The organism is Actinomadura syzygii (assembly GCF_008085905.1).
GTDB classification, from domain to species: domain Bacteria; phylum Actinomycetota; class Actinomycetes; order Streptosporangiales; family Streptosporangiaceae; genus Spirillospora; species Spirillospora syzygii.
Window position 1 is genome coordinate 398,074 of the sequence record NZ_VSFF01000008.1, and the last position, 24,009, is coordinate 422,082.

Consider the following 24,009-nt stretch of genomic DNA (forward strand, 5'->3'; position numbering starts at 1 on the left):
GAACCGGTCATCGGGCCCGTCACCAGGCGAACCGCCAGAATGGTCACGTTCCCTGCTCGCCGAACCAGCCGGCCAGCTTTCCCCTGCGGCTCACCGCGCGCAGGCGGCGTTCGGTCGACTCCCGCACGGCGTCGGTGGTGACGACCAGGAGGGTGTCACCCGCGTGGAGGGGCGTCGTGGGTTCTGGGACGAAACTCGTCCCGTCCCGGACGATGAGCGTGACGGACGCACCCGGAGGCAGCCGCAGCTCGAATATCTCCACTCCGCTCAGCATCGAGTCGACCGGTATTCGTACTTCCAGTAGGTCGGCGTGCAGTTCCTCCAGGGGAGCGGCTTCGACGTCCAGTTCGCGGGTCTGTTCGTCGCTCTCCAACCGGCACCACTTCGCCGCAAGGGGCAGCGTGGGCCCCTGCAGCAGGGTGAACACCACCACGATGTTGAAGACGATCGCGAACATGCGGTCGGCGCTCTGCACGTCCTGCACCATCGGGATGGTGGCGAGGACGATCGGGACCGCGCCCCGCAACCCCGCCCAGGACGCGAAGAGCTTCTCTCCCCACGACATCTTGAACCCGATCGTGGAGACCACGACCGACACCGGACGCGCGATCAGCAGCAGCACGAACCCGACCACCAGCGCGGGGACGATCTGCCGGGGCAGCTCGCTGGGCGAGGCAAGCAGCCCCAGCATCACGAACAGCCCGATCTGGGCGAGCCAGCCGACGCCCTCGGCGAAGCCGCGCGTGGCCGGACGGTGGGGGAGTCGCGCGTTTCCGAGCACGACGGCGCTGACGTAGACGGCGAGGAACCCGCTGGCATGCAGCAGCGTCGCCGCGCCGTACGACCCGATCGACAGGGACAGCACCGCGATCGGGTAGAGGCCGGACGCGGGCAGCGCGACGCGGCGCAGCCCCTGCGCGCCGAGCCAGCCGACGACGATGCCGATGATCGCGCCCGCGGCCAGCTCGTACACCATGACGCCGAACAGTTCGGCGAGGTTGGGGACGCCGGTGTGCGTGCTGAGCGTCACCACGATGATCACGACGGGCGCGTCGTTGAAGCCGGACTCGGCCTCCAGCAGCCCGGACAGTCGGGACGGCAGCGGCAGCCGCCGCAGCACCGAGAACACGGCGGCGGCGTCGGTCGGGGCGAGCACGGCGGCGAGCAGGAACGCGGGCCGCCAGTCCAGGCCGACGAGCCACATGGCGGCGAGGCCGACCACGACGATGCTGACCAGCGTGCCGACGATGGACACGCTGATCGCCGCGGGCACGGCCTTGCGGACGTGCCGCCAGCTCGTGGTGAGGCCGCCCTCGGCGAGGATCAGGACGAGCGCGGCGAGGCCGAGGGTCTCGGCCAGCTCGACGTCGTCGAAGTTGATGTGGAGGGGGCCAGACTCGCCGATGAGAAGGCCGAGGCCCATGTACGCCAGCAGGGTCGGGAGGCCCGCCTGGTGCGACAGCCTGACCGCGACGATGGCGCAGAGTACGAGCGTGGCCCCGAGGAGTAGCCAGAGGTCGAGATGCACATCCCACCCTTCGAGGTCGTCAAAGTTGATCGTTGAGGAATCCTACAGATTCATCGGTCGATCGCGTATTTTCGGTTGATGGTCGGCATGTCGGAAACGCTCGTTATCGCCGTCTGACCTGCGGGTTCATCCCGTTCACGATATGGCGGACGTCCCAGCCCTCGACGGCCGCGGTCACGTTGTCGCGAACCAGGACCGCCAGGTTCAGTTGGGACTGGACGGATGCCCCGGCCGCGTGCGGCGACAGCAGGACGTTCTCGTGGGAACGGAGCGGATGCTCCACCGGAAGGGGTTCCTGGTCGAACACGTCCAGGGCCGCGCCAGCGAGACGTCCGGAATTGAGTGCGTCGAGGACGGCGTCGTCAGGCGCGATACCGCCACGGGCCACATTTACTAGCAACGCGTTGTCCGGCATCAGGGCGAGACGTTCGGGACCGATCAGGTTCTTGGTCTCGTCGGTGCGGGGCAGGGCGATGACGAGGATGTCGGACGTCGCCATGAGGTCGTCCAGGTCGCGGTACGTCGCTGGTGCGTCTGGACGCTTCCGCCTCGTCCAGTAGGACACAGTGCAACCGAGCGCGGTGAAAAGCCGTGCCGCCTCAGAGCCGATCGCTCCGAAACCCACGATGCCGACCCGCTGCGTGTGGATTTCACGTGGTGTCCTTGCGGTCATCTCCATCTGCGGCCATTCGCCCGCACGGACCGCACGGTCGCCCCAGGCGAGGTTCCTGCACAGTGAGAACGCGGCGCCCAACGCCCACTCGGCTACGCCCCGCGCGTTGAATCCGGCGGCGTTCGCCACGGGAACCCCGGCGGCCGTCAGGGCGGCGACGTCGATGCTGTCCGTCCCGACGGCGGGCATCTGGACGAACGCCACCCGCGACGCGGCGGCGACGGCCTCGGCGTCCAGCGCGAGCCGTGCACTGAAGTCGGCGATCACGATGTCCGCCTTGGGCAGCGCGTCGAGCAGGGCCGCTCGGTCGCGCGTCACCGGGAACGCGATCTCGGCGGTATCGGCGAGCGGGGCGAACAGGCCCCGGACGAGGTCTTCGTCGATCGGGGGCAGGGAAAGGATCCGCCACGGCGCCGTCATATTCGAACCTCCCGCTCTGACCTCCGCCGGACCGCGTCCCCCCGAGCCGCGATCTTGCCCCTCACTCTATGGGCCGCCCAGAAAGGCGAACGGAACAGCCCGCACGGCCGCCGAACCCTCGACCGGGTCAGGTGGTCAGCCGAGCCGGACGAGGCCCTCCGAAGGCGTCACGGCCGCTCGGACGGCCCGGTCGTGCGGCTCCGACCGCAGCGCCGGGACGATCTCCCCGTCGTACAGCAGCGCCACCGTCAGGATCGCCGGGCCGACCCGCGCGAGCGCCCGGTCGTAGGAGCCGCCGCCGCGGCCGAGCCGCAGGCCCGTCCGGTCGGCGGCGAGCGCCGGGACGAGGACGACGTCCGCGCTGGCCACGGCCCCGACGCCGCGCGGCGGCTCGGACGGCTCCAGGCACCCGCGCGGCCCCGGGACGAGCGAGTCCGGCCCCTCGTAGGACGCCCAGTCGAGGTCGCCGTCCGGGAGCAGGCGGGGGAGGATCACGTACGTCCCGCGCTTCCACAGCGCGAACAGCAGGCCGCGCGTGTCGGGTTCGGCGCCCACCGAGACGTAGGCGGCGACCGTCCCCGCCATCTCGACCTCCGGCAGGGACAGCAGCGCGTCCCGGATCGACCGGCCGGCTTCGGAGCGGGCCTCCGGCGGCATCGCGGCACGTCTGTCCAGCACCGCGGCCCGGAGGTCGGTCTTTGAAAGGATGTCCTGCACGCTGGCGTCCTCGTGGGTGGTTAGGGTCTCTACATGGCCGACATCACACCTGTGCTCAAGGCGGTCGTCCCGGCGGCCGGCCTCGGTACCCGATTCTTGCCCGCCACCAAGGCGACTCCCAAGGAAATGCTGCCCATCGTCGACAAACCGGCGATCCAGTACGTCGTGGAGGAGGCGGTCGACGCCGGGCTGAGCGACGTCCTCATGGTCACCGGCCGGAGCAAGCGGTCCATCGAGGACCACTTCGACCGAGCCTACGAGCTCGAGGAGGCGCTGCGCGCCAAGGGCGACGCGGAGCGGCTCGACGCCGTCCACGAGTCGAGCGACCTCGCGATCATGCACTACGTGCGGCAGGGCGAGCCGCGCGGGCTCGGGCACGCCGTGCACTGCGCGCGGCAGCACGTCGGCCACGAGCCGTTCGCGGTGCTGCTCGGCGACGACATGATCGACGCCCGGGACAAGCTGCTGCGGCGCATGATCGAGGTGCGGGACCAGTTCGGCGGCAGCGTGATCGCGCTGATGGAGGTCGAGCCGGACCAGGTCTCGGCGTACGGGTGCGCGGCCATCGAGCCCACGGACGAGGACGACGTCGTCCGCATCTCCGACCTCGTGGAGAAGCCGTCCATCGAGGAGGCGCCCAGCAACTGGATCATCATCGGCCGGTACGTCTGCGATCCCGCGGTGTTCGACGTCCTGGAGAAGACCCCGCCCGGCCGCGGCGGCGAGATCCAGTTGACCGACGCGCTGCGCACCCTCGCCGACATGCCCGCCGAGCAGGGCGGCGGCGTATACGGCGTGAAGTTCAGGGGCCGCCGCTACGACACCGGGAACAAGCTGGAGTACCTGCGGACGGTCGTCCAGTTCGCGGCGGAACGTCCTGACCTGGCGCCGGAGTTCATGCCCTGGCTGCGCGAGTTCGTCCGCGGCCGGGACGCCTCCGGGGAGTCGTGACGAGCGGGACGGGAACGGCGGGCATGCGCACGGTCGGCGAGCACCTGGCGGACATCCTCGGCGGCGTGGCGGTCCTGCCGCCGCTCGACCTCGCGCTGCTGGAGGCCCAGGGGGCGGTGCTCGCCGAGCCCGTGACGGCCCCGGTGCCGCTGCCGCCGTTCGACAACTCGGCGATGGACGGCTACGCGGTCGTCGCGGCCGACATCGCCGCCGCCACCGAGGCCGAGCCGGTCGCGCTGCCCGTCGTCGGCGACATCGTCGCGGGTGACACGGGCGTGGCGGCGATCCGATCCGGGCTGTCCGCCCGGATCATGACGGGCGCGCCGCTGCCCGCCGGGGCCGACGCGGTCGTCCCGGTCGAGTGGACGGACGGCGGCAACGCCACCGTCCGGATCTCGCGCGCCGCGCCGCCCGGCAACTACATCCGCCGCGCGGGCGAGGACGTGATCGCGGGCCAGGTCGTGGTGGAGGCGGGCACGCTGCTCGGGGCGACGCAGCTCGGCATGATCGCCGCAGTGGGCCGGCCCCGGGTGACCGTCCGGCCGAAACCGCGGGTCGTGGTCGTCTCCACCGGGGACGAGCTGCGCGAACCGGGCGAGCAGCTCGCGCCCGGGCAGATCTGGGAGTCCAACGCCTACATGCTCACCGCGGCCGTCATCGAGGCCGGGGGAGTGGGCTACCGGCAGGCGACCGTGGAGGACGAACCCCGCAAGGTCATGGAGATGCTGGAAGACCAGCTCGTCCGGGCCGACGCCATCGTCACCACGGGTGGTGTTTCCATGGGCACCCGGGACGTTGTTAAGGAAGTGCTCGCGGGCACCGGGACAGTGAATTTTCACAAGGTGCGGATGCGTCCTGGCAAGCCGCAAGGGTTCGGCTTGCTGGAAGGAACGCCGATATTCACGCTTCCTGGTAATCCGGTGAGCGCGTATGTGTCGTTCCAGGTTTTCGTGCGTCCCGCGCTGCGGGCCATGCAGGGGTTGCCGCCTGATCCGGTTGCGCGGGTGAGCGCTGTTCTGGGCGAGGACGTCAAATCGCCTGCGGGGCTTCGTCATTTCCTGCGCGGCAGGCTGTCGTTCAACCGCGGCTTCTACACCGTCACCGCCGCAGGCGTGCAGGGCTCGCACCAGCTCGGCTCCCTGGCGACGGCGAACGCGCTCATCGAATTGCCAGAGGATGTGGAGGCCCTCCCGGCTGGGTCGCACGTCGACGTGATGAGATTGCCGTCGTGAGTGCCAAGGGTTCTTCCGAATTCACCCACCTGGACGACGCGGGCGCGGCGCGGATGGTCGACGTGTCCGCGAAGGACGTGTCATCCAGGACGGCGACGGCCACCGGATTCGTTCGGCTGTCGTCTGAATGCGTCGCGCTGCTGCGGGCGGGTGACATTCCCAAGGGCGATGCCCTGTCCGTCGCGCGGATCGCCGGGATCATGGGGGCCAAGCGGGTGCCGGACCTCGTCCCGCTGTGCCATCCGATCGCGCTGCACGGCGTCACCGTCGACCTGGAGATCCGGGAGGACGGCGTGGCGGTCACCGCCGTGACCCGCACCGCCGACCGGACGGGAGTCGAGATGGAGGCGCTGACCTCGGTGAGCGTCGCGGCACTCGCGCTGGTCGACATGGTCAAGGCCGTCGACCCGGGCGCGGTGATCACGGACGTTCGGGTCGAGGAGAAGACCGGCGGCAAGACCGGGACATGGCGACGGTGAGCGGTGTGCCGGTGAGCGGGCGTGACGGGCGTGACGGGCGTCGATGAGGGTGGGGTGCCGATGAGTGGAGCGCCGGTGGCCGGGGCCGGGTCGGTCGCGATCAGGGCGATGGCCGTCACCGTGTCGAACCGAGCCGCCGCTGGGATTTACGCCGACAAGTCGGGACCGGTGCTGGTCGAGATGCTGGAAGATCTCGGCTGTCAGGTGGACGGCCCGGTCGTCGTACCGGACGGGGAGCCGGTCGCGGACGTCCTGCGGGACGCGGTCGCCGCCGGGTACGACGTCGTCGTCACGTCCGGCGGGACGGGGCTCACCCCGACCGACCAGACCCCCGAGATGACCCGCCGGGTGCTCGAATGGGAGATCCCCGGCATCGCGGAGGCCGTCCGGATGGAGGGGCGCGACGCGGTGCCCGCGGCGATCCTGTCGCGGGGGGTCGCCGGGGTGGCGGGCGGCACGCTCATCGTGAACCTGCCGGGATCGACGGGCGGCGTCCGCGACGGGATGACGGTCCTGGGCCGCGTCCTGTCCCACGCCGTGGACCAAATCAAAGGCGGCGACCATCCCCGCCCCCAAACCTGACCGCGCCCGCCAGCCCGAGCGCTCCACCTCGCCCCTGTGAAAGCAGGCCCCTCCCGCCCGGGGGCAGGCCCCAATACCTCCATCGTCAAGCCCCATCAGGCTCCGGGGAAGCAGAACCGCCACCTGTGGAAAACTCCGCTGGCACCGCTGGCTGCGTTTGGCCAGCGGCGGATGAGGCTTGGTCGGTGTCGGCTACGCCTGTAGCACGTGGACGCCCGCTTCGGTGAAGGCCGCCACGTCCTCATCGGCTACCTTCGCGTCCGTCACCAGGATGTCGATCTCCGTGATGTCGCAGATGCGGGCGAACGCCCGATGTCCCACCTTCGAGCCGTCCGCGACAACGACGACCTTGTCGGCGCGCTCGGCCATCCGCCGGTTCACGTCCGCTTCGCCCTCGTTGTGGCAGGTCGCGCCGTGCCGGGCGTCCACCCCGTTCACGCCGAGGATCGCGACGTCCAGCGTCACGTGGTCGAAGATGCCGGTGGCCAGCGGTCCGGTCAGCTCGTACGACTGCGGCCGCGGCACCCCGCCGGTCAGGACGATCTTCACATGCGGCCGGACGGCCAGCTCGTTCCCGATGTTCAGCGCGTTCGTCACGATCGTGATCGCCGGGGACGCCCCTTCCGCGTGCAGGTCGGCCCGCGTCGCGAGGACCCGCGCCACCTCGGACGTCGTCGTCCCGCCGTTCAGCCCGATGATCGAGCCGGGCTTCGCGAGCTCCGCCGTCGCCGCCGCGATCCGCTGCTTTTCCGTCGCGTGCCGCGCCGCCTTGTACCGCAGCGGCAGGTCGTAGCTGACGCTCTGCGCGACGGCGCCGCCGCGGGTGCGGGTCAGCATCTGCTGCTGCGCGAGCTGGTCGAAGTCGCGGCGGATCGTCGCGGCGGACACGTTCATCCGCGTGGACGCCTCCTCGACCGACAGCCGGCCGGCGTCCGCGAGGAGTTCCAGCAGCGAGTTCCAGCGTTCATGCCGGGTCACACCGGCCCCCTCTCAAGGGGATCATGCGGATCATGCGGACGGGCGTGCGGGGAAAAGGCCGGAAAGAGCGGGGAAGAGCTGCACCACGGGATTCTAGCCATGCACACCCATGGCCTTTAATGCACATTCAGGCCATGTAACAATCAACAACGATCAACAGGGAGGTTCGATGCTGACCGATGGCCGCGCCGCTCTCCGGGACGTCCCATGACCGTCCTCGCCGGTGCCCGGATCGTGCTCCCCGGCGGCGTCCACGAAGGTGACCTGCACATCTCGGACGGCGTGATCGCCGAGCCCGGAACGCCGACGGCGACCGACGGAACGACCGACGGCGAAGTGATCGACGTCGGCGGCCGCTACCTGGTCCCCGGGTTCGTCGACATGCACGTCCACGGCGGGGCGGGCGCGTCCTACCAGCTCGGACGCCCCGACGAGGCCCGCCGCGCCGCCGGGTTCCACCTGTGCCACGGGACGACGACCACCATGGCGAGTCTCGTCACCGGCTCGCCCGAAGAACTGGCGACCGCCGTCGCGAGCCTCGCCGACCTCGCCGCGGACGGTCTCATCGCGGGCGTCCACCTGGAAGGCCCGTACCTCGCCCGCGCCCGCTGCGGCGCCCACGACCCAGCGCTGCTGCGCCTGCCCGACCGCGCCGAGTTCCGCGAACTGGTCCGCCTCGGCCGCGGGCACGTCCGCATGATCACGATCGCGCCGGAGCTGCCGGGCGCGCTCGACCTCGTCCGGGACGCGGTGGACGCCGGAGTGATCGCCGCCGTCGGCCACACCGACGCCACCGGCGAGACGTCCCGGGCCGCGTTCGACCTCGGCGCCCGCGTCGCGACGCACCTGTTCAACGCGATGCGCCCGCCGCACCACCGCGAGGGCGGACCTGCCGTCGCCGCGCTCACCGACCCCCGCGTGACCGTCGAGCTGATCAACGACGGGGTGCACCTCGAGCCGTCGGTCGCGCGGCTGGCGTTCGCGGCGGCCGGGCCGTCCCGCGTCGCGCTCATCACCGACGCCATGGCCGCCGCCGGGATGGGCGACGGCGACTACCGGCTCGGCGTGATGGACGTCGAGGTCCGCGGCGGCCGCGCCACGCTCGTCGGCGGGACGTCCATCGCCGGCAGCACCATCACCATGGCCGACGCGTTCCGCGGCGCCGTCGTCGGCGCGGGGTTGCCCGTCCACGAGGCGGCCGAGTCCGCGTCGCTCACCCCGGCGCGGGCGCTGGGCCTCGACTCGCGGATCGGTTCGCTGGAGCCGGGCAAGGACGCCGACCTCGTCGTCCTGGACGACGACCTCCGCGTCGTTTGGGCCATGAAACGCGGCCGCCGCGTCGAGTGCCCGAATTCTCGGTGACAATCGATGGCGTCCGGACGTCCGACCAGGGAATCATGGAACCGTGGAACGATTGCGGGGATGGCCGGTCACCCTCGCCGAAGGTCCCGTGGGCCTGCGGCCGCTCCGGCACCGCGACGCCGCGGTATGGCGGGAACTGCGCGTCCGGAACGCGGACTGGCTCCGGCCCTGGGAGCCCACCAACCCCGAGACGCCGCTGTTCCGCAGCGGACTCGGCCCGTACCTCAGCATGGTCCACACCATGCGCCGCGAGGCCCGGCAGGGGCTCGCCCTCCCCTGGGTCGTCACCTACGACGACCGGTTCGCCGGACAGCTCACCATCGGCGCCGTCGTGTGGGGCTCGGCGCGGTCCGCGCAGATCGGCTACTGGGTCGACAAGCAGGTCGCCGGACGGGGCGTCATTCCCACCGCCGTCGCGCTCGCCGTCGACCACTGTTTCTTCACCGTCGGACTCCACCGGCTTGAGGCGAATATCCGTCCGGAGAACACCGCGAGCCGCCGGGTCGTCGAAAAGCTCGGATTCCGGGAAGAGGGAATTCGGCGCCGCCATCTGCACATCGACGGAGCGTGGCGGGACCACATCTGCTACGCCCTCACCGTCGAGGACGTCCCCGGTGGCCTGCGCGCACGCTGGCTCGCCGAGCGTAAACAGGCATTTCCCCGGCGCACTTGAGTCGGCGCTGACTTTCCGTCCGTAAGAATCCTGCGACTGAGAAGCCACGGCAAACGGAGAGTAACGGCGAGCTCGATCTCGCGACACACCGCCCCTTATGCTCGTCAACCTCTGACAGGCCCTCGTACCGTGCGGGGCGTGACCCTGCTCCCATTGCACGCTCGCGCGCCGAAAGTCGGCCCGCCGATCGGGCGTGCCCTGGGGCGGTGGAGCCGATGAGCAGCGCGGTCCTTTACCTCGCCATCGTCGCCGTGTGGGCCGTCGTCCTCGTACCCATGTGGCTGCGCCGCGACACCGAGAACACGGGCATCACCCGGCTCCTCCACAAACGCGCCGACGAGGAGGAGGCGGAGGACGCCGAACCCGGGGCCGGGCCTGCTCCGGAGACCGCGCCCGAAGCGGTCCCGGGACCGCGCCCCCGCCGCCGGACGACCCGCGCCGCCGTCATCGCCCGGCGCCGCCGCCGCACCACCGGCCTCGCGGCCCTGGTCGTCACGGCCGGGGCCGTCGTCGCGTCCGGCGTCGCCCCGTGGTGGGTGATCGCGCCGCCGACCGTCCTGTTCGCCGGCCACCTCACCCTGCTCCGCGTCGCCGTGGGCATGGACACGGCCCGCCGCCTGGCCGCCCACGAGGCCCGCGCCGCGGCGGCCCTGGCCCGCGCCCAGGCCCGCGCCGCCCGCGCCGCCGCTCAGGCCGCGGAGCCCGCCGAGACGCCTGAGTCCGCCGAGGTGATCGAACTCGTCGCCCCCGACGACGTCTTCGACCAGTACGCCGACGACCGCCGCGCCGTCGGCGAATAACCGGTGCGCGACCACCCCTCGATGTTTGCTAACCTTACGGAGTCCTCGGGGCTGTAGCGCAGTCCGGTAGCGCACCTCGTTCGCATCGAGGGGGTCAGGGGTTCAAATCCCCTCAGCTCCACCCAGGTCAAAGGCCGGTCCCACAAGGGGAACCGGCCTTTTTGCTCTCCGTACAGCAGCGAAATACGGCCACGGCATCAAGGCGGACCTAGCGGGCCCCACCCCCGCGCAAGTCCGGAACCGTCCGGCTCGACGCGCGGCACATCCGACACTCACGGCCCAGATCCCATCAGGGATGGGGGCCAGGTGCGTGGTCGGGCCCGCCGAGCCCCACGGCCCGTCGCCGGCGGCGGGCCGCCACCACGTGGGACACGGGCCGCCCCCGTTCTTTCGCCTGAGCCGTGTCGTCGGTCAGGGGGTGACGGTCACGGTGGCGTTCATGCCGATGAGGACGTTGCCCGGGGCGTCGTCGAAGGCGATCTTCACGCCGTAGCGGACGAGGTCGCCGTCCGTGGTGGCGGACGGGTCGATGTGCACGACGCTGCCGGTGTACTTCGCGCCGGGGCGCACGGGAAGGGTGATCGAGGCGTCCTGCCCGACCTTCAGCCGGGCCACGTCGCTCTGCGAGAACATGCCCTCCACCTGCAATTCGCTCAGGTCGCCGAGCGTGATGAAGCCGCCGGAGCTGGCGCCGGACACCTGCGCGCCGGTGGTGCCCGCGACCGTCAGCACCGTCCCGTCGATGGGCGCGGTGATGCGGGTCCCGGCGAGCGCGCGCCGCGCTTCCTTGAGTTCGGTCTCGGCGCGGATGACCTGCGCCTCGGCCTGGCTCTGCCGTCCGGACGAGCCGTTCTGCCCGGACGAGGACGGGCTCGGCTGCCCTTGGGCGTCGCAGCCGCCGCTCGGCGCGCGCCGTGTCGTGGTGGGCGTGGGCGTGGGGCTCGGTTTCGAGGATGGCGTCCGCGACCCGGTCGCGGACGGCGCCGGTGTCGGCGAGGTCGTCACGGGCGTTCGCGTGGGCATGCCGTAGGCCGCCGCCGCGACGGTGCAACCGGCCGAGCCGCCGGAGCCGCCGGACGGTTGCCGCTGAGGCGTGTCCCGCGACTCCACGGCGGCGTCGAGGGCCGCCTCGGCCACCTGGAGCCGCTCTTTTGCCTGAGTGTCGTCCAGCCGCGCCAGCACCCGGCCCGCCCGCACTTTGTCGCCGACGCGCACGCCCAGCGCGACGACCTTGCCCGCCGTGCCGAACGCGAGGTCGCGGGTGTCGGCGCTCCGCACCGTCCCGGCGGCGGCCACGCCGTCGGACGCCTGTGCCGGGACGGGTCCCCGGGAGGACGCGGGCGACGCCTTCCCGCGTCCACTCGCCCACACCAGCGGGACTCCGATGACGATCAGCAGTGTGAACGCCAGCCAGACCGGGGTAGGGACACGGCGGAGCCGCCGTGCCAGGGCGAGTGGGTTCATGGCAGTCGAGAATGCCGCACCCGTGCCCGCGGTCCCTTTGCGGACGGCTGAGAATGCGGTGAGAAACGCCGTCTCCGCTTTAACGGTTTTCTCAGACGGGATTCAGAGTCCGCCGCCGCAGGTCCGGCACTGTTCTCCGGGTGGATGCGCAGATCTCTCCGGGGAAGCCGCCGCCGGTGAAGGCGCCGCCGTCCCCGCCCGGGCGGGGACAGGCCGGGCATCGCCGCGGGAGGCCGGTCAACCGCCGTAAGGCGGTCGTCAACGGCGTGCTCGCGGCCGTCCTCCTGGCCACCTGCGGGTACGGCTACCTGGCGCTGTCGGACGACGGGGAGCCCGCCGCCCAGACCCGCACGGGCACCGTCTCCCGCGGGACGCTGCTGGCCACGGTCTCCGCGTCGGGTTCGGTGACCAGCGCCAAGACCGCCGACCTCAGTTTCGGGGCGTCGGGGACGGTCGAGTCCGTCGACGTCAAGGCCGGTGAGACGGTGTCCAAGGGGCAGGTGCTGGCCACCCTCGACGACACCGCCGCCCGGGACTCGGTGCGCTCCGCCAAGGCGTCCCTGGACGCGGCGAGCGAGGGCGACACCTCGACGGCGTCCGGCTACTCGACCTACGTGTCCGCGAAAGCCCAGTACAACGACGCCCTCCGGCAGCTCGCCGGGTCCACGATGAAGGCGCCCTACGCCGGAACGATCACCGCGGTCAACGGCACGGTCGGCGGGCCCTCCGGCGGGTCGAGCGGATCGACCGGGACGACCGGATCCACGAGCTCGTCCAGCGGGCAGCCGGGCGGCGGCGGGTCCGGCGGGTCCGGCGGGTCCGGCGGGACCGGTGGGTCCGGGGGGTCGGGCTCGTCGGGCGGCTCGTCGTCGAGCGGCTCCGGATCCGGGTTCATGACGATCGCCGACACGTCCCACCTGGAGGTCGGCGCGAGCTTCACCGAGGCCGACATCACCAAGATCAAGAAGGGCCGGCCCGCCACGATCACGTTCGACGCGCTGCCGGGCGTGACCGCCTCCGGTGCGGTGACGGCGATCGACCAGACGTCCACGACGGAGAACAACGTGGTGCGGTACGGGGTGCGGATCGCCCTCACCGAGCGTCCGGACGGGGTTCGGCTCGGCCAGACCTCGCAGGTCCAGGTGACGACGGGCAAGGCGGAGAACGTCCTGTACGTGCCCGCCGCCGCCGTCCGGACGGCGGGCGGGCGCAGCACGGTCACGGTGGTCGCGAACGGGACGCAGACCGTGAAGACGGTGCAGACGGGACTGACCGGCGACCAGGGCACCGAGATCAAGTCGGGTCTGGCCGAGGGCGAGTCCGTCCTCATCACGACCACCACCGGCTCCAGCGGCCAGAACGGCCGGTTCCCCGGCGGCGGATTCCCCGGCGGTGGCCCGGGCGGCACGCGGCTCGGCGGAGGCGGCGGGGGAGGGCGCCCGTGACCTCCCCCCACGACGGCGCGGCCCCCGTCCTGGACGCGCGGGACGTCGTCAAGATCTACGGGCATGGCGAGACGGCCGTGCACGCCCTGCGCGGGGTGTCCCTTGAGGTGCACCGCGGCGACTACGTGGCGTTCATGGGCGCCTCGGGGTCCGGCAAGTCGACGCTGATGAACATCCTCGGCTGCCTGGACGTGCCCACCACGGGCAGCTACCTGCTCGACGGCACCGACGTCGGCGAGCTGACGCAGGGCCAGCTCGCCGTCCTGCGCAACCGCAAACTGGGCTTCGTCTTCCAGTCGTTCAACCTCATCCCGCGCATGAGCGCGCTGGCGAACGTGGAACTGCCGTTGGCGTACGGCGGGGTCGGGGCGTCCGAGCGGCGGCGCCGGGCGCGGGCCGCGCTCCGGTTGGTCGGTCTGGGCGAGCGCGTCGGCCACGAGCCGAACGAGCTGTCCGGCGGGCAGCAGCAGCGGGTCGCGGTCGCGCGGGCGCTGGTGACCGCTCCGGCGCTCCTGCTGGCGGACGAGCCGACCGGCAACCTCGACACCGCCTCGACCGCGGAGGTGCTGGCGATCCTCGACCGCCTCAACGCCCAGGGGCGCACCGTCGTCGTGATCACCCACGAGACCGAGGTCGCCGCCCACGCCAAGCGGACGCTGCGGCTGGTCGACGGGCGGATCGTCGAGGACGTCCGCAACGCCCCGGTGAACGGCCCGCCGCCCGGCCTGGCAGCCGCCGCCGACGCCACCGACCCCGGCCCGGAGCCCGCATCCGGCTCTGGTCCCGCTGAGCGGGGGTGGTGAGGTGAACCGCGACATCGTGCGGTTCGCCCTGCGCGGGCTGTCCGCCAACAAGCTGCGCAGCGGGCTGACGACGCTCGGCATCCTGATCGGCGTCGCCGCCGTCATCCTGCTGGTGGCGGTCGGGAACGGCTCGTCCCGGCAGATCCAGGAGAGCATCGCGCGGCTGGGCTCGAACACGCTGACCGTCCGTCCGTCCACCACGGGCGGGGGCGGTCCGGGCGGGGCCGGGCCGCGCGGCGGGTTCCCCGGCCTCGCGGGCGGCGGCCAGCAGCAGAGCTCCGGGCCCCGGATCCAGGCCAAGGACCTGACGGTGGACGACGCCAAGGCGCTCGCCGACAAGGCCGCCGCCCCGTCGGTCAAGTCGGCGTCCCCGGTGGTGACGGCGCAGTCGGCCACGGCCGCCTACGAGGGGAGCAGCCACGCGATCGCGCAGTTCGTCGGCAGCGGCCCGGCGTACTTCGACGCGACCAGCAACGCGGTCGGCACCGGCTCCGCCTTCACCCAGGCGGATGTCGACCAGGCCCGCAAGGTCGTGGTCATCGGGCAGACCGTTGTGGACGAGCTGTTCGGCACGGTGCGACCGGTCGGCAAGCAGATCGCCGTCAACGGAGTGCCCTTCACGGTGGTCGGGGTGCTCAAGGAGAAGGGCTCGTCCGGCATCCAGGACTCCGACGACCTCGCCATCGCCCCGCTGGACGCCGTCCGGCAGAGCCTGACCGGGTTCGGCGGCCTCGACCAGATCGTCGTCCAGGCCACGGGACCCGACGCCACCGACGGCGCGGAAGCCGAGATCACCCAGATCCTCAACCAGCGGCACGGCGTCGGGACCGGGTCGACGGCGGACTTCAGCGTCCAGAACCAGGCCAGCCTGCAGGAGACGGCCAGCGAGTCCAGCGAGACGTTCACCGTGCTGCTCGGCGCGGTCGCCGCGATCAGCCTGCTGGTCGGCGGGATCGGGATCACCAACATCATGCTGGTCACCGTCACCGAGCGGACCCGGGAGATCGGCATCCGCAAGGCCATCGGCGCGCCGCGCCGTGCGATCCTCGGCCAGTTCCTGGCGGAGGCGATCGTGCTCAGCCTGGTCGGCGGGCTGAGCGGGGTGGCGGTCGGCGTCGTCGGCAGCCAGTTCACCGTCCTCGGCGTCGACCCCGTCATCGTGCCGAGCTCGATCCTGCTCTCCCTGGGCGTGTCGGTCGGCATCGGCCTGTTCTTCGGCGGCTTCCCCGCGGGACGCGCCGCCGGGCTGCGTCCCATCGAGGCGCTCCGCCATGAGTGATCCGCCATGAGTGATCCGCCCGAGAGACCGACGCCACCCGTGGTCCTGTTGATGAGGAGGCCCTCGTGGCCGTGAGACGACCCGTCCGCCCGAGCGACGCCCCGGCGGACGACCTGGAGGACGTGCTGAGCTCGTCCCCCTTCGAGGACGACGTGCAGACGGCGCTCGACGCCGCGCCCAGGGAGCGCCCCCGGCCGTCGCTGACCCTCGTGCTGGTCGGCGGACTGCTGCTGGCCGCCGGGTTCGTCGGCGGGATCGAGGCGAACAAGCGGTGGGGCCCGGACGGGTCCTCGCCCGGTCTGGCCGCCGTGGGCGCGCGCAACGGAACGAGCGGCGGCCTGCCCGGCGGCCTGCCCGGCGGCCTGCCCGGCGGCGGGCCCGCGGCCGGTTACCCCGGAGGCAGGGGCGCCGGTCCGGGAGGAACGGCGGGCGGCGGCCAGGTTGGGGCACAAGGCGGGTCGCAGGGCGGCGGCATGACCGTCGGGACCGTCAAGCTCGTCAGCGGCGACACCGTCTACGTGCAGACCGTGGACGGCAGCCTGGTCACCGTCGAGACCAGCGGTTCGACCAAGATCCAGATCAGCCGCGCGGGCAAGGCGTCCGACCTGAAACCGGGATCGACGGTCAGCGTGCAGGGCTCCGCCGGCTCCGCCGGCAAGATCTCCGCTACCTCCATCACCCAGGGGTCCCGTCCGGGCAACTGATTCCCCCAATCCCCAACCCCCTACGACCAAGGGATCACGAACATGACCGCACGGCTTTCACCGATCCGCCTGGGAACCGGTCTCGCGGCCCTGGCCATGGCGGTGACGCTCACCGGCTGCGGTGGCAGCGACGACAAGACGTCCGCTTCCCCGGCCGGCGGCGGTGCCGGCGAATCGATGCAGGCGTTCCAGGAGTGCCTGAAGAAACAGGGCGTCCAGATGCCGCAGGGCGGAGGCCGGGGTCCGGAGGGCGGCCCGCCGTCCGGCCGACCCTCGCAAGGCGTCCCGACCGGTGCTCCCAGCGGACGTCCGACCGGGCGCCCGTCAGGCGGCCCCGGCGGCGGGATGCGTTCGCTTCCGCCCGAGCAGCGGAAGGCGTTCGAGGCGTGCGCGTCGCTGCGCCCCTCGCCCCGCAACGGCCAAGGCCCCGGCGGCGGGCAGGGCCCCGGAAACGCCGACGCGATGGCCGCGTTCCGTGACTGCATGGCCAAGAACGGCGCCGAGATCCCCGAGAACACTCGGCCGTCGGACCTCAAGACCGCCGATCCCAAAATCGCCAAGGCCCTCAAGACCTGTCAGCCCCTCCTGCCCCGGCGGAGCGGCTCCCCGACCCCGGGTACCTGATCCGGGACCGACCATGACCTGCGCCGATTATCGTGAACGCGTGGAGCGGGGTATGCCGGGGGAGGCGCGGGTCCTGAGCGCGGACGGCGAGGCCGCCGTCCGCCTCATCGACCTGACCCACCCCCGCCTCCCGCACACCGTCCTCCGCACGGCGGCCACCCGATGACCACCCGGGCGTCGCGTCCGCCGGTCACCCGGCGGCTGACCCTGCGTGCTCGGATGGCGCTGCTGACCGCGGTGGCCGTGGCGCTGGCCGTCGCCGCCTGCGCGACCGCCGGGTGGCTGATCACCCGCAACCAGCTCTACCGCGAACTGGACCGGCGGCTGACCGTCGGGTCCGGCGAGCGGCCCGGCCCCGAGGGCGACCGGCCGTTCCGCCCGCCGATGTCCCGGCAGCTCGCCGAGGCGCTCGCCGCCTGCTCCGCGACCCCGTCGCCGGGCGACGGATCCCGGCCGCCCGGCCCGTTCGCCATTGTGCAGCTCATCGACGCCCGCGGACGGATCTGCACCGTCCCCGGCGCCGGATCCCTGGACACCACCGCCGCCGACGCGGCGGTCGCCCGCGGCGAGCGCGGCCCCCTCTACCGCGACGGAACCGGCCGCACCGCCGACCGCACCCAGGACGACGTCCGCGTCCTCACCCGCCCGATCCGCACCGACACCGGCGAGCAGGCCGCGGTGTCGTTCGCGCTGTCGCTGGACGAGGTCCAAGGCCCCCTGGACAACCTCGCCCTGCTCCTGGCCGCCGTCACCGCCCTCGGCGTATTGGCCTCGGCGGGCGCCGGGCTGATGATCGCCCGCGCCTCGCTGCGGCCCGTGGACGAGCTGACCGACGCCGTCGAGCACATCGCCCGCACCGAGGACCTCGCCGTGCGCATCCCCGCCCACGGCACCGACGAGATCGCCCGCCTCGGCCGGTCCTTCAACACCATGACCGCCGCACTCGCCGCCTCCCGCGAACACCAATCCCAACTCATCGCCGACGCCGGACACGAACTGCGCACCCCCCTCACCAGCCTCCGCACCAACATCGACCTCCTCCTACGCGCCGAAGCCACCGGCCGCGACCTCCCAGCCCCCGCCCGCCACGACCTCCTCACCAGCGTCAAAGCACAAATGCAAGAACTCACCAGCCTCGTCGGCGACCTGCTGGAACTCGCCCGCCCCGACGAGGCCAGACCCGTCCGCGAAACCGTCCCCCTCCACCAGGCCGTCACCCGCGCCGTCGACCGCGCCCGGCTCCGCGGCCCCGGCCTCACCATCCGCGCCCACACCGAACCCTGGTACGTCCACGGCGACCCCGCCTCCCTCGAACGCGCCGCCGTGAACCTCCTCGACAACGCCGTCAAATTCTCCCCACCCGGCGGGACCGTCGACGTCCGCCTCACCGGCGGGGAACTGACCGTCCGCGACCACGGACCCGGCATCCCCGCCGAAGACCTCCCCCACGTCTTCGACCGGTTCTGGCGATCACCGTCCGCCCGCAGCCTGCCCGGCTCCGGACTCGGCCTGTCCATCGTCGCCCGCGTCATCACCGAAACCGGCGGAACCGTCCACCTCGAACCCGCCGACGGCGGCGGCACCCTCGCCCGCATCCACCTCCCCGGCACCCCCGACCCCGGCGACTGACCGGGTCAGGCGACGACGGCAGGAATCTCATAGAGAGTTTTCAGATTCCGCGTGTAGGACTCTGGCATGGACGAGTCGTACCGTGCCAAAGTCCTCGTCGTCGACGACGAGCCCGGCATCCGGGAGCTGCTGGCCGAGGCGCTCCAGCTCCAGGGGTTCGGCGTGACCACCGCCGCCAGCGGGGGCAGGGCCCTGGACGCCGTCGACCGGGTCCGCCCCGATCTCGTCGTGCTGGACGTGATGCTGCCCGACGTGGACGGCTACCAGGTGGCGCGCAGGCTGCGGGCGCGCGCGGACGCGCCGCTGATGCTGTTCCTCACCGCGAAGGACGCCGTGGCCGACCGGATCGCCGGGCTGACCGCGGGCGGGGACGACTACGTCGCCAAACCGTTCGACCTGGACGAGGTGATCCTGCGGGTCCGCGCGATCCTGCGCCGGACCGGACGCCCGGACGGCCGGTCCGGCGACGGGGTGCTGCGCTACGCGGATCTCGAACTGGACGAGGAGGCGCGGCTGGCCCACCGGGCGGGGCGGTCGTTCCATCTGTCGCCGACGGAGTTCGCGCTGCTGCGCTATCTGATGATCAATGCCGGGCGGGTGGTGAGCAAGGCGCAGATCCTGGACCGCGTCTGGGACTACGACTTCGACGGCAGCAGCCGGGTCGTGGAGTCCTACATCAGCTATCTGCGGCGCAAGGTCGACGCCTCGGGTCCACCGCTCATCCACACCCTGCGCGGGGTGGGCTACCGGTTGCAGGAGCCGCGGTGACGTCGTGGCGCCGGTCGTGGCCGTTGCGGCATCGGCTGCTGGCCGCGATGCTCGTGCTGTCGGCAACGGCGGTGGCGGGGTTCGCCGTCGCCGGGGTGCTGCTGCTGGAACGGTCGCTCGTGCACCGGGTGGACGTCCAACTGGCCGACATGACGGCCCCGCTGCACCGCAGGCCGCCGCCGGCGCCGAGGTCCGCGGACTCGCGCGAGGTGAAGTTGCCGACCGAGTTCCGCATCGCCTTCCACGACGCGTCGGGGACGCTGCTGCGCGAGGTGCCCGACGACGCCGGCGAGGGCCCGGCGCTGTCCGCGGCCGCGGTGGCCGGCGCGCCGGACGGGCCGTTCACCGTGGCCGGCCGCACCGGCGGCGCCGAGTGGCGGGTCCTGGTCGTGCGCCTTCCGGACGGCACCCGCGCGGTGGCGGGCATGTCGCTGGCCTCGACGCGGTCGGCGGTCAACCAGTTGCTCGTGATCGAGGCGTCGGTGGGCGTGCTCGTCCTGCTGGCGCTGGGCGGCCTGGCCTGGGGGGTGGTGCGGCTGGGACTTCGTCCGCTGACCAGGATGGAGCGGACGGCCGTGGCCATCGCGGGCGGGGAGATCGACCGGCGGGTCGGCGACACCAACCCGCGCACCGAGACCGGCCGGCTCGGCCAGGCCCTCAACACCATGCTGGGCCGCCTCGGCCACGCGCTCCGCGAACGGGAACGCTCCGAGGAGCGGATGCGCCTCTTCGTCGCCGACGCCTCCCACGAACTGCGCACGCCGCTGACGTCCATCCGCGGATTCGCCCGGCTCTACCATCACGGCGCGGGCCGCAAGGACCCGGCCGCGGAACGCCTCCTCGGCCGCATCGAGAACGAGGCGGAGCGGATGGGGCGGCTCGTCGAGGACCTGCTGCTGCTCGCGCGACTCGACCGGGAGCCCGCCCTGGAGATGGACGTGGTGGACCTGAGCGTCCTCGCGGGGGACGCCGTGCACGCCGCCCGTGCCCGCGACGGCGACCGGCCCGTCCGGCTGGTCCTGTCCGACCGCCCGGTCACGGTCAGAGGCGACGAGCGGCGGCTCCACCAGGTCATCGGCAACGTCGTCGGCAACGCGCTGACCCACACGCCGGACGGCACGCCGGTAAGGGTGAGCGTCGACCGCGTCCGGGCGGGGAGCCTGGCGGGCGCGCACACCGGTTCGGGGCCCGCGCCGGGCGCGGACGCCGTGCTGATCGAGGTGGCCGATCAGGGGCCGGGAATCGCGCCCGAGCATCTGCCCCGCGTGTTCGACCGCTTCTACCGGGCGGACGCCGACCGGTCCCGGGACACGGACCGGACGGGCGGCACCGGCCTCGGCCTCGCGATCGCGGCGGCGCTCGTCCTGGCCCACGGCGGGCGGATGGAGGCGTCCAGCGGCGCCGGAACGGGCGCGACCTTCCGCATCCTTCTTCCATTCATCTCTGATTAGCCTTCCGTTCACACATTGTTCCCAGCTTCGTAGTGTCGGATATGCGCGGACTCCCGAGGAGAGAGATGCTGCGCAGATTCCGCCAACGCAACGAAACCGCAGGTCAAGCTGACGAGGACGCCCCGGATTCACCGCCGGTGACCGGCGAGGTCGGGCACCGGCTGCGGGCGCCGAGCACGCTGCACGCCTTCAACCGGTACGAGATCAAGTACCTGGTCGACGCCGCCGACGCGGACGACCTCCGCGCCGAGCTCCGCCGCCGCCTCGACCCCGACGAGCACAGCGGAGACCAGGGGTACGGCGTCTGGAGCGTCTACTACGACACCCGCTCGCTGCGGTTCTACTGGGAGAAGATCGAAGGGCTGCGGTTCCGCCGCAAACTGCGGGTCCGGCACTACGGCGACCGCTTCTGCGTGGACGCCGACACACCGGTCTTCGTCGAGATCAAGCAGCGGGTCAACCGGGTCACGCAGAAGCGCCGGGTGCGGCTGCCCTACCGGGACGCGCTGCTCCTGTGCGACCGCCGGGAGATGGTGCGGCACGAGCCGTCCCAGCGGGCCTTCCTGGAGGAGGTCCTGGACCTGGTCTCCCGGCTGGACCTGCGCCCCACCGCGATGACCGGCTACCAGCGGCAGGCGTTCGTCGGGCAGGACGCCGACGTCGGCCTGCGCGTCACCCTCGACCAGCGGGTCCGGGGCCGCGACCGCGACTTCCACCTCGGCGCCGACGCCGAGAACCGGCTCATCGTCCCGCCGCACAAGGCGATCCTGGAGGTCAAGGCGAACGAGCGGGTCCCGTACTGGCTGACCGATCTGACCGCGGCCAGGAACCTCCAGGTCGTGCGGGTCTCCAAGTACTGCCAGAGCGTGGAGGCCTACGGGCTCGCGCCGCGCTCGGTGTTCCACGTCCCGGACCACGACGCCCACGACGCCCACCTCGTCCACGACCGGCGCGTCCGAGATCAGCGTCCCCCGCGACCCGGTGCCCCGGAACGCGAACAGTCGCCGACGCCGCCCGGCCTGCACACCGCCTCAACGAAAGCCTGAGCCCCCATGGACTTCTCCTTCCAGGACCTCTCCGGCACGTTCAGCGTCGCCGACATCGCGATCGCGATGGCCCTGTCGTTCGCCCTCAGCGCGATGATCGGTTGGATCTACAGGGCGACGCACCGGAACGTGTCGTACAGCCAGTCCTACGTCCAGACGCTGGTCGTCCTCGGCATGCTCATCTCCCTGATCATGCTGGTGGTCGGCTCCAACATCGCCCGCGCGTTCGCGCTGGTGGGCGCGCTGTCGGTCGTCCGCTTCCGCAACGCCATCAAGGAGACCCGCGACGTCGGGTTCATCTTCCTCGTGATGGGCGTGGGGATGGCCGTCGGCACCCGCTTCTACACCCTGGCCGTCGTCGCCGCGGTGGCCATCTCCCTGGTCATCATGATCATGCACCGGTTCAACTGGTTCGCGCTGAGCGTCCGGCGGCAGGTGGTCAAGGTCCAGGTCCCGCCGGACGAGGACTACGCGCCCGTCATCCAGGACGTCCTCATCCGGCACACCGACGAGTTCGAGCTGGTCAGCATGGAGACCATCAGGGGCGGCGCGCTCGTCGAGCTGATGTACACCGTCAGGATCAAGAAGGGCAGCGAGCCGGCCGACGTCATCGCCGCGCTCCGCGAACGGAACCAGGGCCAGCCCGTCACGGTGCTGACCGGATACGACCAGACCGACCTGTAGGCCCGTGATGAGCGCTCCCACCCGCCGCCTACGGCACCGGATACCGGTACGGCTGCGACACAACTGGCGCCTCGTCGCCATCACCCTGGCCTTCCTCGGCCTTTGCTGGGGCGTGTTCGGCAGCGGGTCCATCCACCCGTACGTCACCGGCAGCCGCGCCGACTCGTCCGACCCGGTCACCGTCGACATCCGCGGGAACAAGAACCTGTTCGACGCCTCCGTCCCGCACCAGGTGAAGCTCTCCTTCCGGGACGAGTCGTACAAGGACATGCTCAACGAATACTGGAAGAGCGGTGAGAAGGAATACGTCGAGGCGGACCTGACCGTCGACGGCGTGACGATTCCCAGCGTCGGCATCCGGCTCAAGGGGAATTCCACGCTGGCGGGCTTCACGTGGAAAGGCAAATCGCGCCCGCGCACGGGCGGCGGCCCCGGCGGCTTCCCCGGAGGCGGCAAGCCTCCGGAAGGCATGCCGCCTCCGGGGAATGGCCGTCCTGCGATGAACGGCCCCGGCGGGTTCGGCGCGGCGCTGAAGGCCGAGCAGCCGGAGGATCTGCCCTGGCTGATCAGCTTCGACGAGTTCGTGGAGGGCCGCCGCTACCAGGGCCGCACGCAGATCGCCGTCCGCCCGGCCGCCATGGGGTCGGCGACCTTGGTGAACGAGGCGCTGGCGATCGCGACGGTCGGCGCCGCCGGAGAACCCACCCAGCGCTACGCCTACAGCTCCTTCTCGGTCAACGGCCGGACGTCGAGACCGCGTCTGATAGTGGAGTACCTCGATGAGGGCTACGCCGAAGAACTCGGCGACGGAGTGCTGTACAAATCGCTTGCCACGAGCACCTTCACCTACAAGGGCGAGGACCAGACCAAGTACACCACCGACTACAAGCAGATCAGCAAACTCGGCGCGACGGACCTCCAGCCGGTCATCGACCTGGTGAAATGGGTCGAGAAGGCTTCCGACAAGGAGTTCGCGGCCGGACTCGCCCGCCGGGTGGACGTCGCGTCCTTCGCCCGCTATCTGGCCTTGCAGAACCTGATGACGAACTTCGATGACATGGCCGGCCCGGGCCGTAATTACTACCTGTGGTACGACCGCGCCTCCACCAAGTTCAAGGTCATCACGTGGGATCTCAACTTCGCCTTCAGCGGGGACGCCAAGACCGACCCGAAAAGCACCGTCTCCATGGGTTTCCCCGGCGGGCGAAACCCGACGCGGCAACCCCAGGGCCAGCCTCCGCAGGGCCAGCCCCCGCAGGGACCGCCCGGCGGCCCCGGTGGGCCCGGCAAGAATGGAGGACGGCCGGGCGGACCCCGCATGGGCCACGCCCTGAAGGACAGATTCCTGAAAACCCCCGCCTTCAAGAGGCTCTATCTCGACCAGTACCGCGCCCTGAATCAGAAACTGGTGGCGAACGGGACCCTGTCCCGGCTGCTCGACTCGATCGTCCGGTCGTACAAGGCGAACTCCGGCGCCGACACCGCGCGGATCGAGGCAGAGGCCAAGACCCTCCGCACGACGCTCAAGACCCGCGCGCAAACCCTGTCCGCCGACGACCAGATCGGCAGGTGATCCCGCCGCGTTCAGCCGCACCGTTCTCGTCCTCGACCATTCCACCGGAACGTCCAGTCGACTCTCCGGCGGCGGTCGGGCAGTAGCGGTCGAGTTGGTCCGCGCCAAGCTCCGGAAGGGCCTGGCCTTGGCTTGGGTGACCGG

At 71.7% G+C, this 24,009-nt stretch carries 24 protein-coding genes and 1 tRNA gene; 20 read left to right on the forward strand and 5 right to left on the reverse strand.

Features of this window, described 5'->3' with window-relative positions:
* Positions 1–43 precede the first annotated feature (43 nt).
* From FXF65_RS22320 to FXF65_RS22330, 3 genes are all read right to left on the reverse strand, one after another.
* Complete coding sequence (locus FXF65_RS22320) at positions 44–1,528, reverse strand: potassium/proton antiporter (RefSeq protein ID WP_148351935.1); 1,485 nt, start codon at positions 1,526–1,528, stop codon at positions 44–46.
* Positions 1,529–1,631: 103 nt separating this feature from the next.
* Positions 1,632–2,621, reverse strand: a complete 990-nt coding sequence (locus FXF65_RS22325) for an NAD(P)-dependent oxidoreductase (RefSeq protein ID WP_148351936.1) — start codon at positions 2,619–2,621, stop codon at positions 1,632–1,634.
* A gap of 135 nt (positions 2,622–2,756) precedes the next feature.
* On the reverse strand, positions 2,757–3,338 hold the full coding sequence (locus FXF65_RS22330; RefSeq protein ID WP_148351937.1) for a 5-formyltetrahydrofolate cyclo-ligase: 582 nt from the start codon (positions 3,336–3,338) through the stop codon (positions 2,757–2,759).
* A gap of 33 nt (positions 3,339–3,371) precedes the next feature.
* On the opposite strand from FXF65_RS22330, the gene galU reads away from it, so the two are divergent.
* Genes galU through FXF65_RS22350 form a run of 4 tightly spaced genes read left to right on the forward strand, consistent with a single transcriptional unit; the run spans position 3,372 to position 6,582 of the window.
* Complete coding sequence (gene galU / locus FXF65_RS22335) at positions 3,372–4,289, forward strand: UTP--glucose-1-phosphate uridylyltransferase GalU (protein WP_148351938.1); 918 nt, start codon at positions 3,372–3,374, stop codon at positions 4,287–4,289.
* Positions 4,290–4,312: 23 nt separating this feature from the next.
* Entirely contained in the window at positions 4,313–5,521 is a 1,209-nt protein-coding gene (gene glp / locus FXF65_RS22340; RefSeq protein WP_148352084.1) for a molybdotransferase-like divisome protein Glp, read from the forward strand.
* Positions 5,518–6,000: a cyclic pyranopterin monophosphate synthase MoaC gene (moaC, locus tag FXF65_RS22345; protein ID WP_281288929.1), complete on the forward strand. Its 483-nt coding sequence runs from the start codon at positions 5,518–5,520 to the stop codon at positions 5,998–6,000. The genes glp and moaC overlap by 4 nt, the downstream gene beginning before the upstream one ends.
* Positions 6,001–6,060: 60 nt before the next feature.
* A complete protein-coding gene (locus tag FXF65_RS22350) occupies positions 6,061–6,582 on the forward strand; it encodes a MogA/MoaB family molybdenum cofactor biosynthesis protein (protein ID WP_148351939.1) in 522 nt (173 codons plus the stop codon).
* Positions 6,583–6,774: 192 nt separating this feature from the next.
* Here FXF65_RS22350 and FXF65_RS22355 read toward each other — a convergent pair whose 3' ends face one another.
* A complete protein-coding gene (locus FXF65_RS22355; protein ID WP_148351940.1) occupies positions 6,775–7,560 on the reverse strand; it encodes a DeoR/GlpR family DNA-binding transcription regulator in 786 nt (261 codons plus the stop codon).
* A 207-nt stretch (positions 7,561–7,767) separates the two neighbouring features.
* On the opposite strand from FXF65_RS22355, the gene nagA reads away from it, so the two are divergent.
* The 4 genes from nagA (at position 7,768) to FXF65_RS22375 (ending at position 10,516) form a co-directional block, all read left to right on the forward strand.
* The gene (nagA, locus tag FXF65_RS22360) at positions 7,768–8,922 is read left to right on the forward strand and encodes an N-acetylglucosamine-6-phosphate deacetylase (RefSeq protein ID WP_148351941.1); all 1,155 of its coding nucleotides are present in this window, start codon (positions 7,768–7,770) and stop codon (positions 8,920–8,922) included.
* A gap of 52 nt (positions 8,923–8,974) precedes the next feature.
* The gene (locus FXF65_RS22365) at positions 8,975–9,595 is read left to right on the forward strand and encodes a GNAT family N-acetyltransferase (protein ID WP_148352086.1); all 621 of its coding nucleotides are present in this window, start codon (positions 8,975–8,977) and stop codon (positions 9,593–9,595) included.
* 215 nt (positions 9,596–9,810) lie between these two features.
* Entirely contained in the window at positions 9,811–10,395 is a 585-nt protein-coding gene (gene sepX / locus FXF65_RS22370; protein WP_148351942.1) for a divisome protein SepX/GlpR, read from the forward strand.
* Between the two features lie 47 nt (positions 10,396–10,442).
* A tRNA-Ala gene (locus tag FXF65_RS22375) sits at positions 10,443–10,516 on the forward strand.
* Positions 10,517–10,806: 290 nt separating this feature from the next.
* Here FXF65_RS22375 and FXF65_RS22380 read toward each other — a convergent pair.
* Positions 10,807–11,859, reverse strand: a complete 1,053-nt coding sequence (locus FXF65_RS22380; protein ID WP_148351943.1) for an HlyD family secretion protein — start codon at positions 11,857–11,859, stop codon at positions 10,807–10,809.
* Between the two features lie 140 nt (positions 11,860–11,999).
* On the opposite strand from FXF65_RS22380, the gene FXF65_RS22385 reads away from it, so the two are divergent.
* The 12 genes from FXF65_RS22385 to FXF65_RS22430 all read left to right on the forward strand — a co-directional run bounded on the left by FXF65_RS22385 (position 12,000) and on the right by FXF65_RS22430 (position 23,865).
* Positions 12,000–13,304 (forward strand): efflux RND transporter periplasmic adaptor subunit, encoded by a 1,305-nt coding sequence (locus FXF65_RS22385; protein WP_246198998.1) that lies wholly within the window; start codon positions 12,000–12,002, stop codon positions 13,302–13,304.
* Positions 13,301–14,107: an ABC transporter ATP-binding protein gene (locus tag FXF65_RS22390; RefSeq protein WP_148351944.1), complete on the forward strand. Its 807-nt coding sequence runs from the start codon at positions 13,301–13,303 to the stop codon at positions 14,105–14,107. The genes FXF65_RS22385 and FXF65_RS22390 overlap by 4 nt, the downstream gene beginning before the upstream one ends.
* Position 14,108: 1 nt before the next feature.
* Entirely contained in the window at positions 14,109–15,386 is a 1,278-nt protein-coding gene (locus FXF65_RS22395) for an ABC transporter permease (RefSeq protein WP_148351945.1), read from the forward strand.
* A 65-nt stretch (positions 15,387–15,451) separates the two neighbouring features.
* A complete protein-coding gene (locus tag FXF65_RS43875) occupies positions 15,452–16,090 on the forward strand; it encodes a single stranded DNA-binding domain-containing protein (protein ID WP_187412455.1) in 639 nt (212 codons plus the stop codon).
* A gap of 42 nt (positions 16,091–16,132) precedes the next feature.
* On the forward strand, positions 16,133–16,714 hold the full coding sequence (locus FXF65_RS22400) for a hypothetical protein (RefSeq protein ID WP_148351946.1): 582 nt from the start codon (positions 16,133–16,135) through the stop codon (positions 16,712–16,714).
* Positions 16,715–16,754: 40 nt separating this feature from the next.
* Positions 16,755–16,880, forward strand: a complete 126-nt coding sequence (locus FXF65_RS45925) for a hypothetical protein (RefSeq protein WP_281288930.1) — start codon at positions 16,755–16,757, stop codon at positions 16,878–16,880.
* Complete coding sequence (locus FXF65_RS22405) at positions 16,877–18,343, forward strand: sensor histidine kinase (RefSeq protein ID WP_148351947.1); 1,467 nt, start codon at positions 16,877–16,879, stop codon at positions 18,341–18,343. Before FXF65_RS45925 ends, FXF65_RS22405 begins: the two co-directional genes overlap by 4 nt.
* 66 nt (positions 18,344–18,409) lie before the next feature.
* The gene (locus tag FXF65_RS22410) at positions 18,410–19,111 is read left to right on the forward strand and encodes a response regulator transcription factor (protein WP_148351948.1); all 702 of its coding nucleotides are present in this window, start codon (positions 18,410–18,412) and stop codon (positions 19,109–19,111) included.
* A complete protein-coding gene (locus tag FXF65_RS22415) occupies positions 19,108–20,562 on the forward strand; it encodes a HAMP domain-containing sensor histidine kinase (RefSeq protein ID WP_222868674.1) in 1,455 nt (484 codons plus the stop codon). The genes FXF65_RS22410 and FXF65_RS22415 overlap by 4 nt, the downstream gene beginning before the upstream one ends.
* Positions 20,563–20,699: 137 nt before the next feature.
* The gene (locus FXF65_RS22420; protein ID WP_246198999.1) at positions 20,700–21,608 is read left to right on the forward strand and encodes a polyphosphate polymerase domain-containing protein; all 909 of its coding nucleotides are present in this window, start codon (positions 20,700–20,702) and stop codon (positions 21,606–21,608) included.
* A gap of 6 nt (positions 21,609–21,614) precedes the next feature.
* Complete coding sequence (locus tag FXF65_RS22425) at positions 21,615–22,292, forward strand: DUF4956 domain-containing protein (RefSeq protein WP_148351950.1); 678 nt, start codon at positions 21,615–21,617, stop codon at positions 22,290–22,292.
* A gap of 7 nt (positions 22,293–22,299) precedes the next feature.
* Entirely contained in the window at positions 22,300–23,865 is a 1,566-nt protein-coding gene (locus tag FXF65_RS22430) for a CotH kinase family protein (protein WP_148351951.1), read from the forward strand.
* Positions 23,866–24,009 lie beyond the last annotated feature (144 nt).

What these genes read in the sequence shown, in the direction of transcription:
- FXF65_RS22325 (WP_148351936.1), bottom strand. Translation starts at nt 2,621, where the DNA reads ATGACGGCGCCGTGGCGGATCCTTTCCCTGCCCCCGATCGACGAAGAC.
- galU (WP_148351938.1), top strand. Translation starts at nt 3,372, where the DNA reads ATGGCCGACATCACACCTGTGCTCAAGGCGGTCGTCCCGGCGGCCGGC.
- glp (WP_148352084.1), top strand. Translation starts at nt 4,313, where the DNA reads ATGCGCACGGTCGGCGAGCACCTGGCGGACATCCTCGGCGGCGTGGCG.
- FXF65_RS22350 (WP_148351939.1), top strand. Translation starts at nt 6,061, where the DNA reads ATGAGTGGAGCGCCGGTGGCCGGGGCCGGGTCGGTCGCGATCAGGGCG.
- nagA (WP_148351941.1), top strand. Translation starts at nt 7,768, where the DNA reads ATGACCGTCCTCGCCGGTGCCCGGATCGTGCTCCCCGGCGGCGTCCAC.
- sepX (WP_148351942.1), top strand. Translation starts at nt 9,811, where the DNA reads ATGAGCAGCGCGGTCCTTTACCTCGCCATCGTCGCCGTGTGGGCCGTC.
- FXF65_RS22380 (WP_148351943.1), bottom strand. Translation starts at nt 11,859, where the DNA reads ATGAACCCACTCGCCCTGGCACGGCGGCTCCGCCGTGTCCCTACCCCG.
- FXF65_RS22400 (WP_148351946.1), top strand. Translation starts at nt 16,133, where the DNA reads ATGACCGCACGGCTTTCACCGATCCGCCTGGGAACCGGTCTCGCGGCC.
- FXF65_RS22405 (WP_148351947.1), top strand. Translation starts at nt 16,877, where the DNA reads ATGACCACCCGGGCGTCGCGTCCGCCGGTCACCCGGCGGCTGACCCTG.
- FXF65_RS22410 (WP_148351948.1), top strand. Translation starts at nt 18,410, where the DNA reads ATGGACGAGTCGTACCGTGCCAAAGTCCTCGTCGTCGACGACGAGCCC.
- FXF65_RS22425 (WP_148351950.1), top strand. Translation starts at nt 21,615, where the DNA reads ATGGACTTCTCCTTCCAGGACCTCTCCGGCACGTTCAGCGTCGCCGAC.
- FXF65_RS22430 (WP_148351951.1), top strand. Translation starts at nt 22,300, where the DNA reads ATGAGCGCTCCCACCCGCCGCCTACGGCACCGGATACCGGTACGGCTG.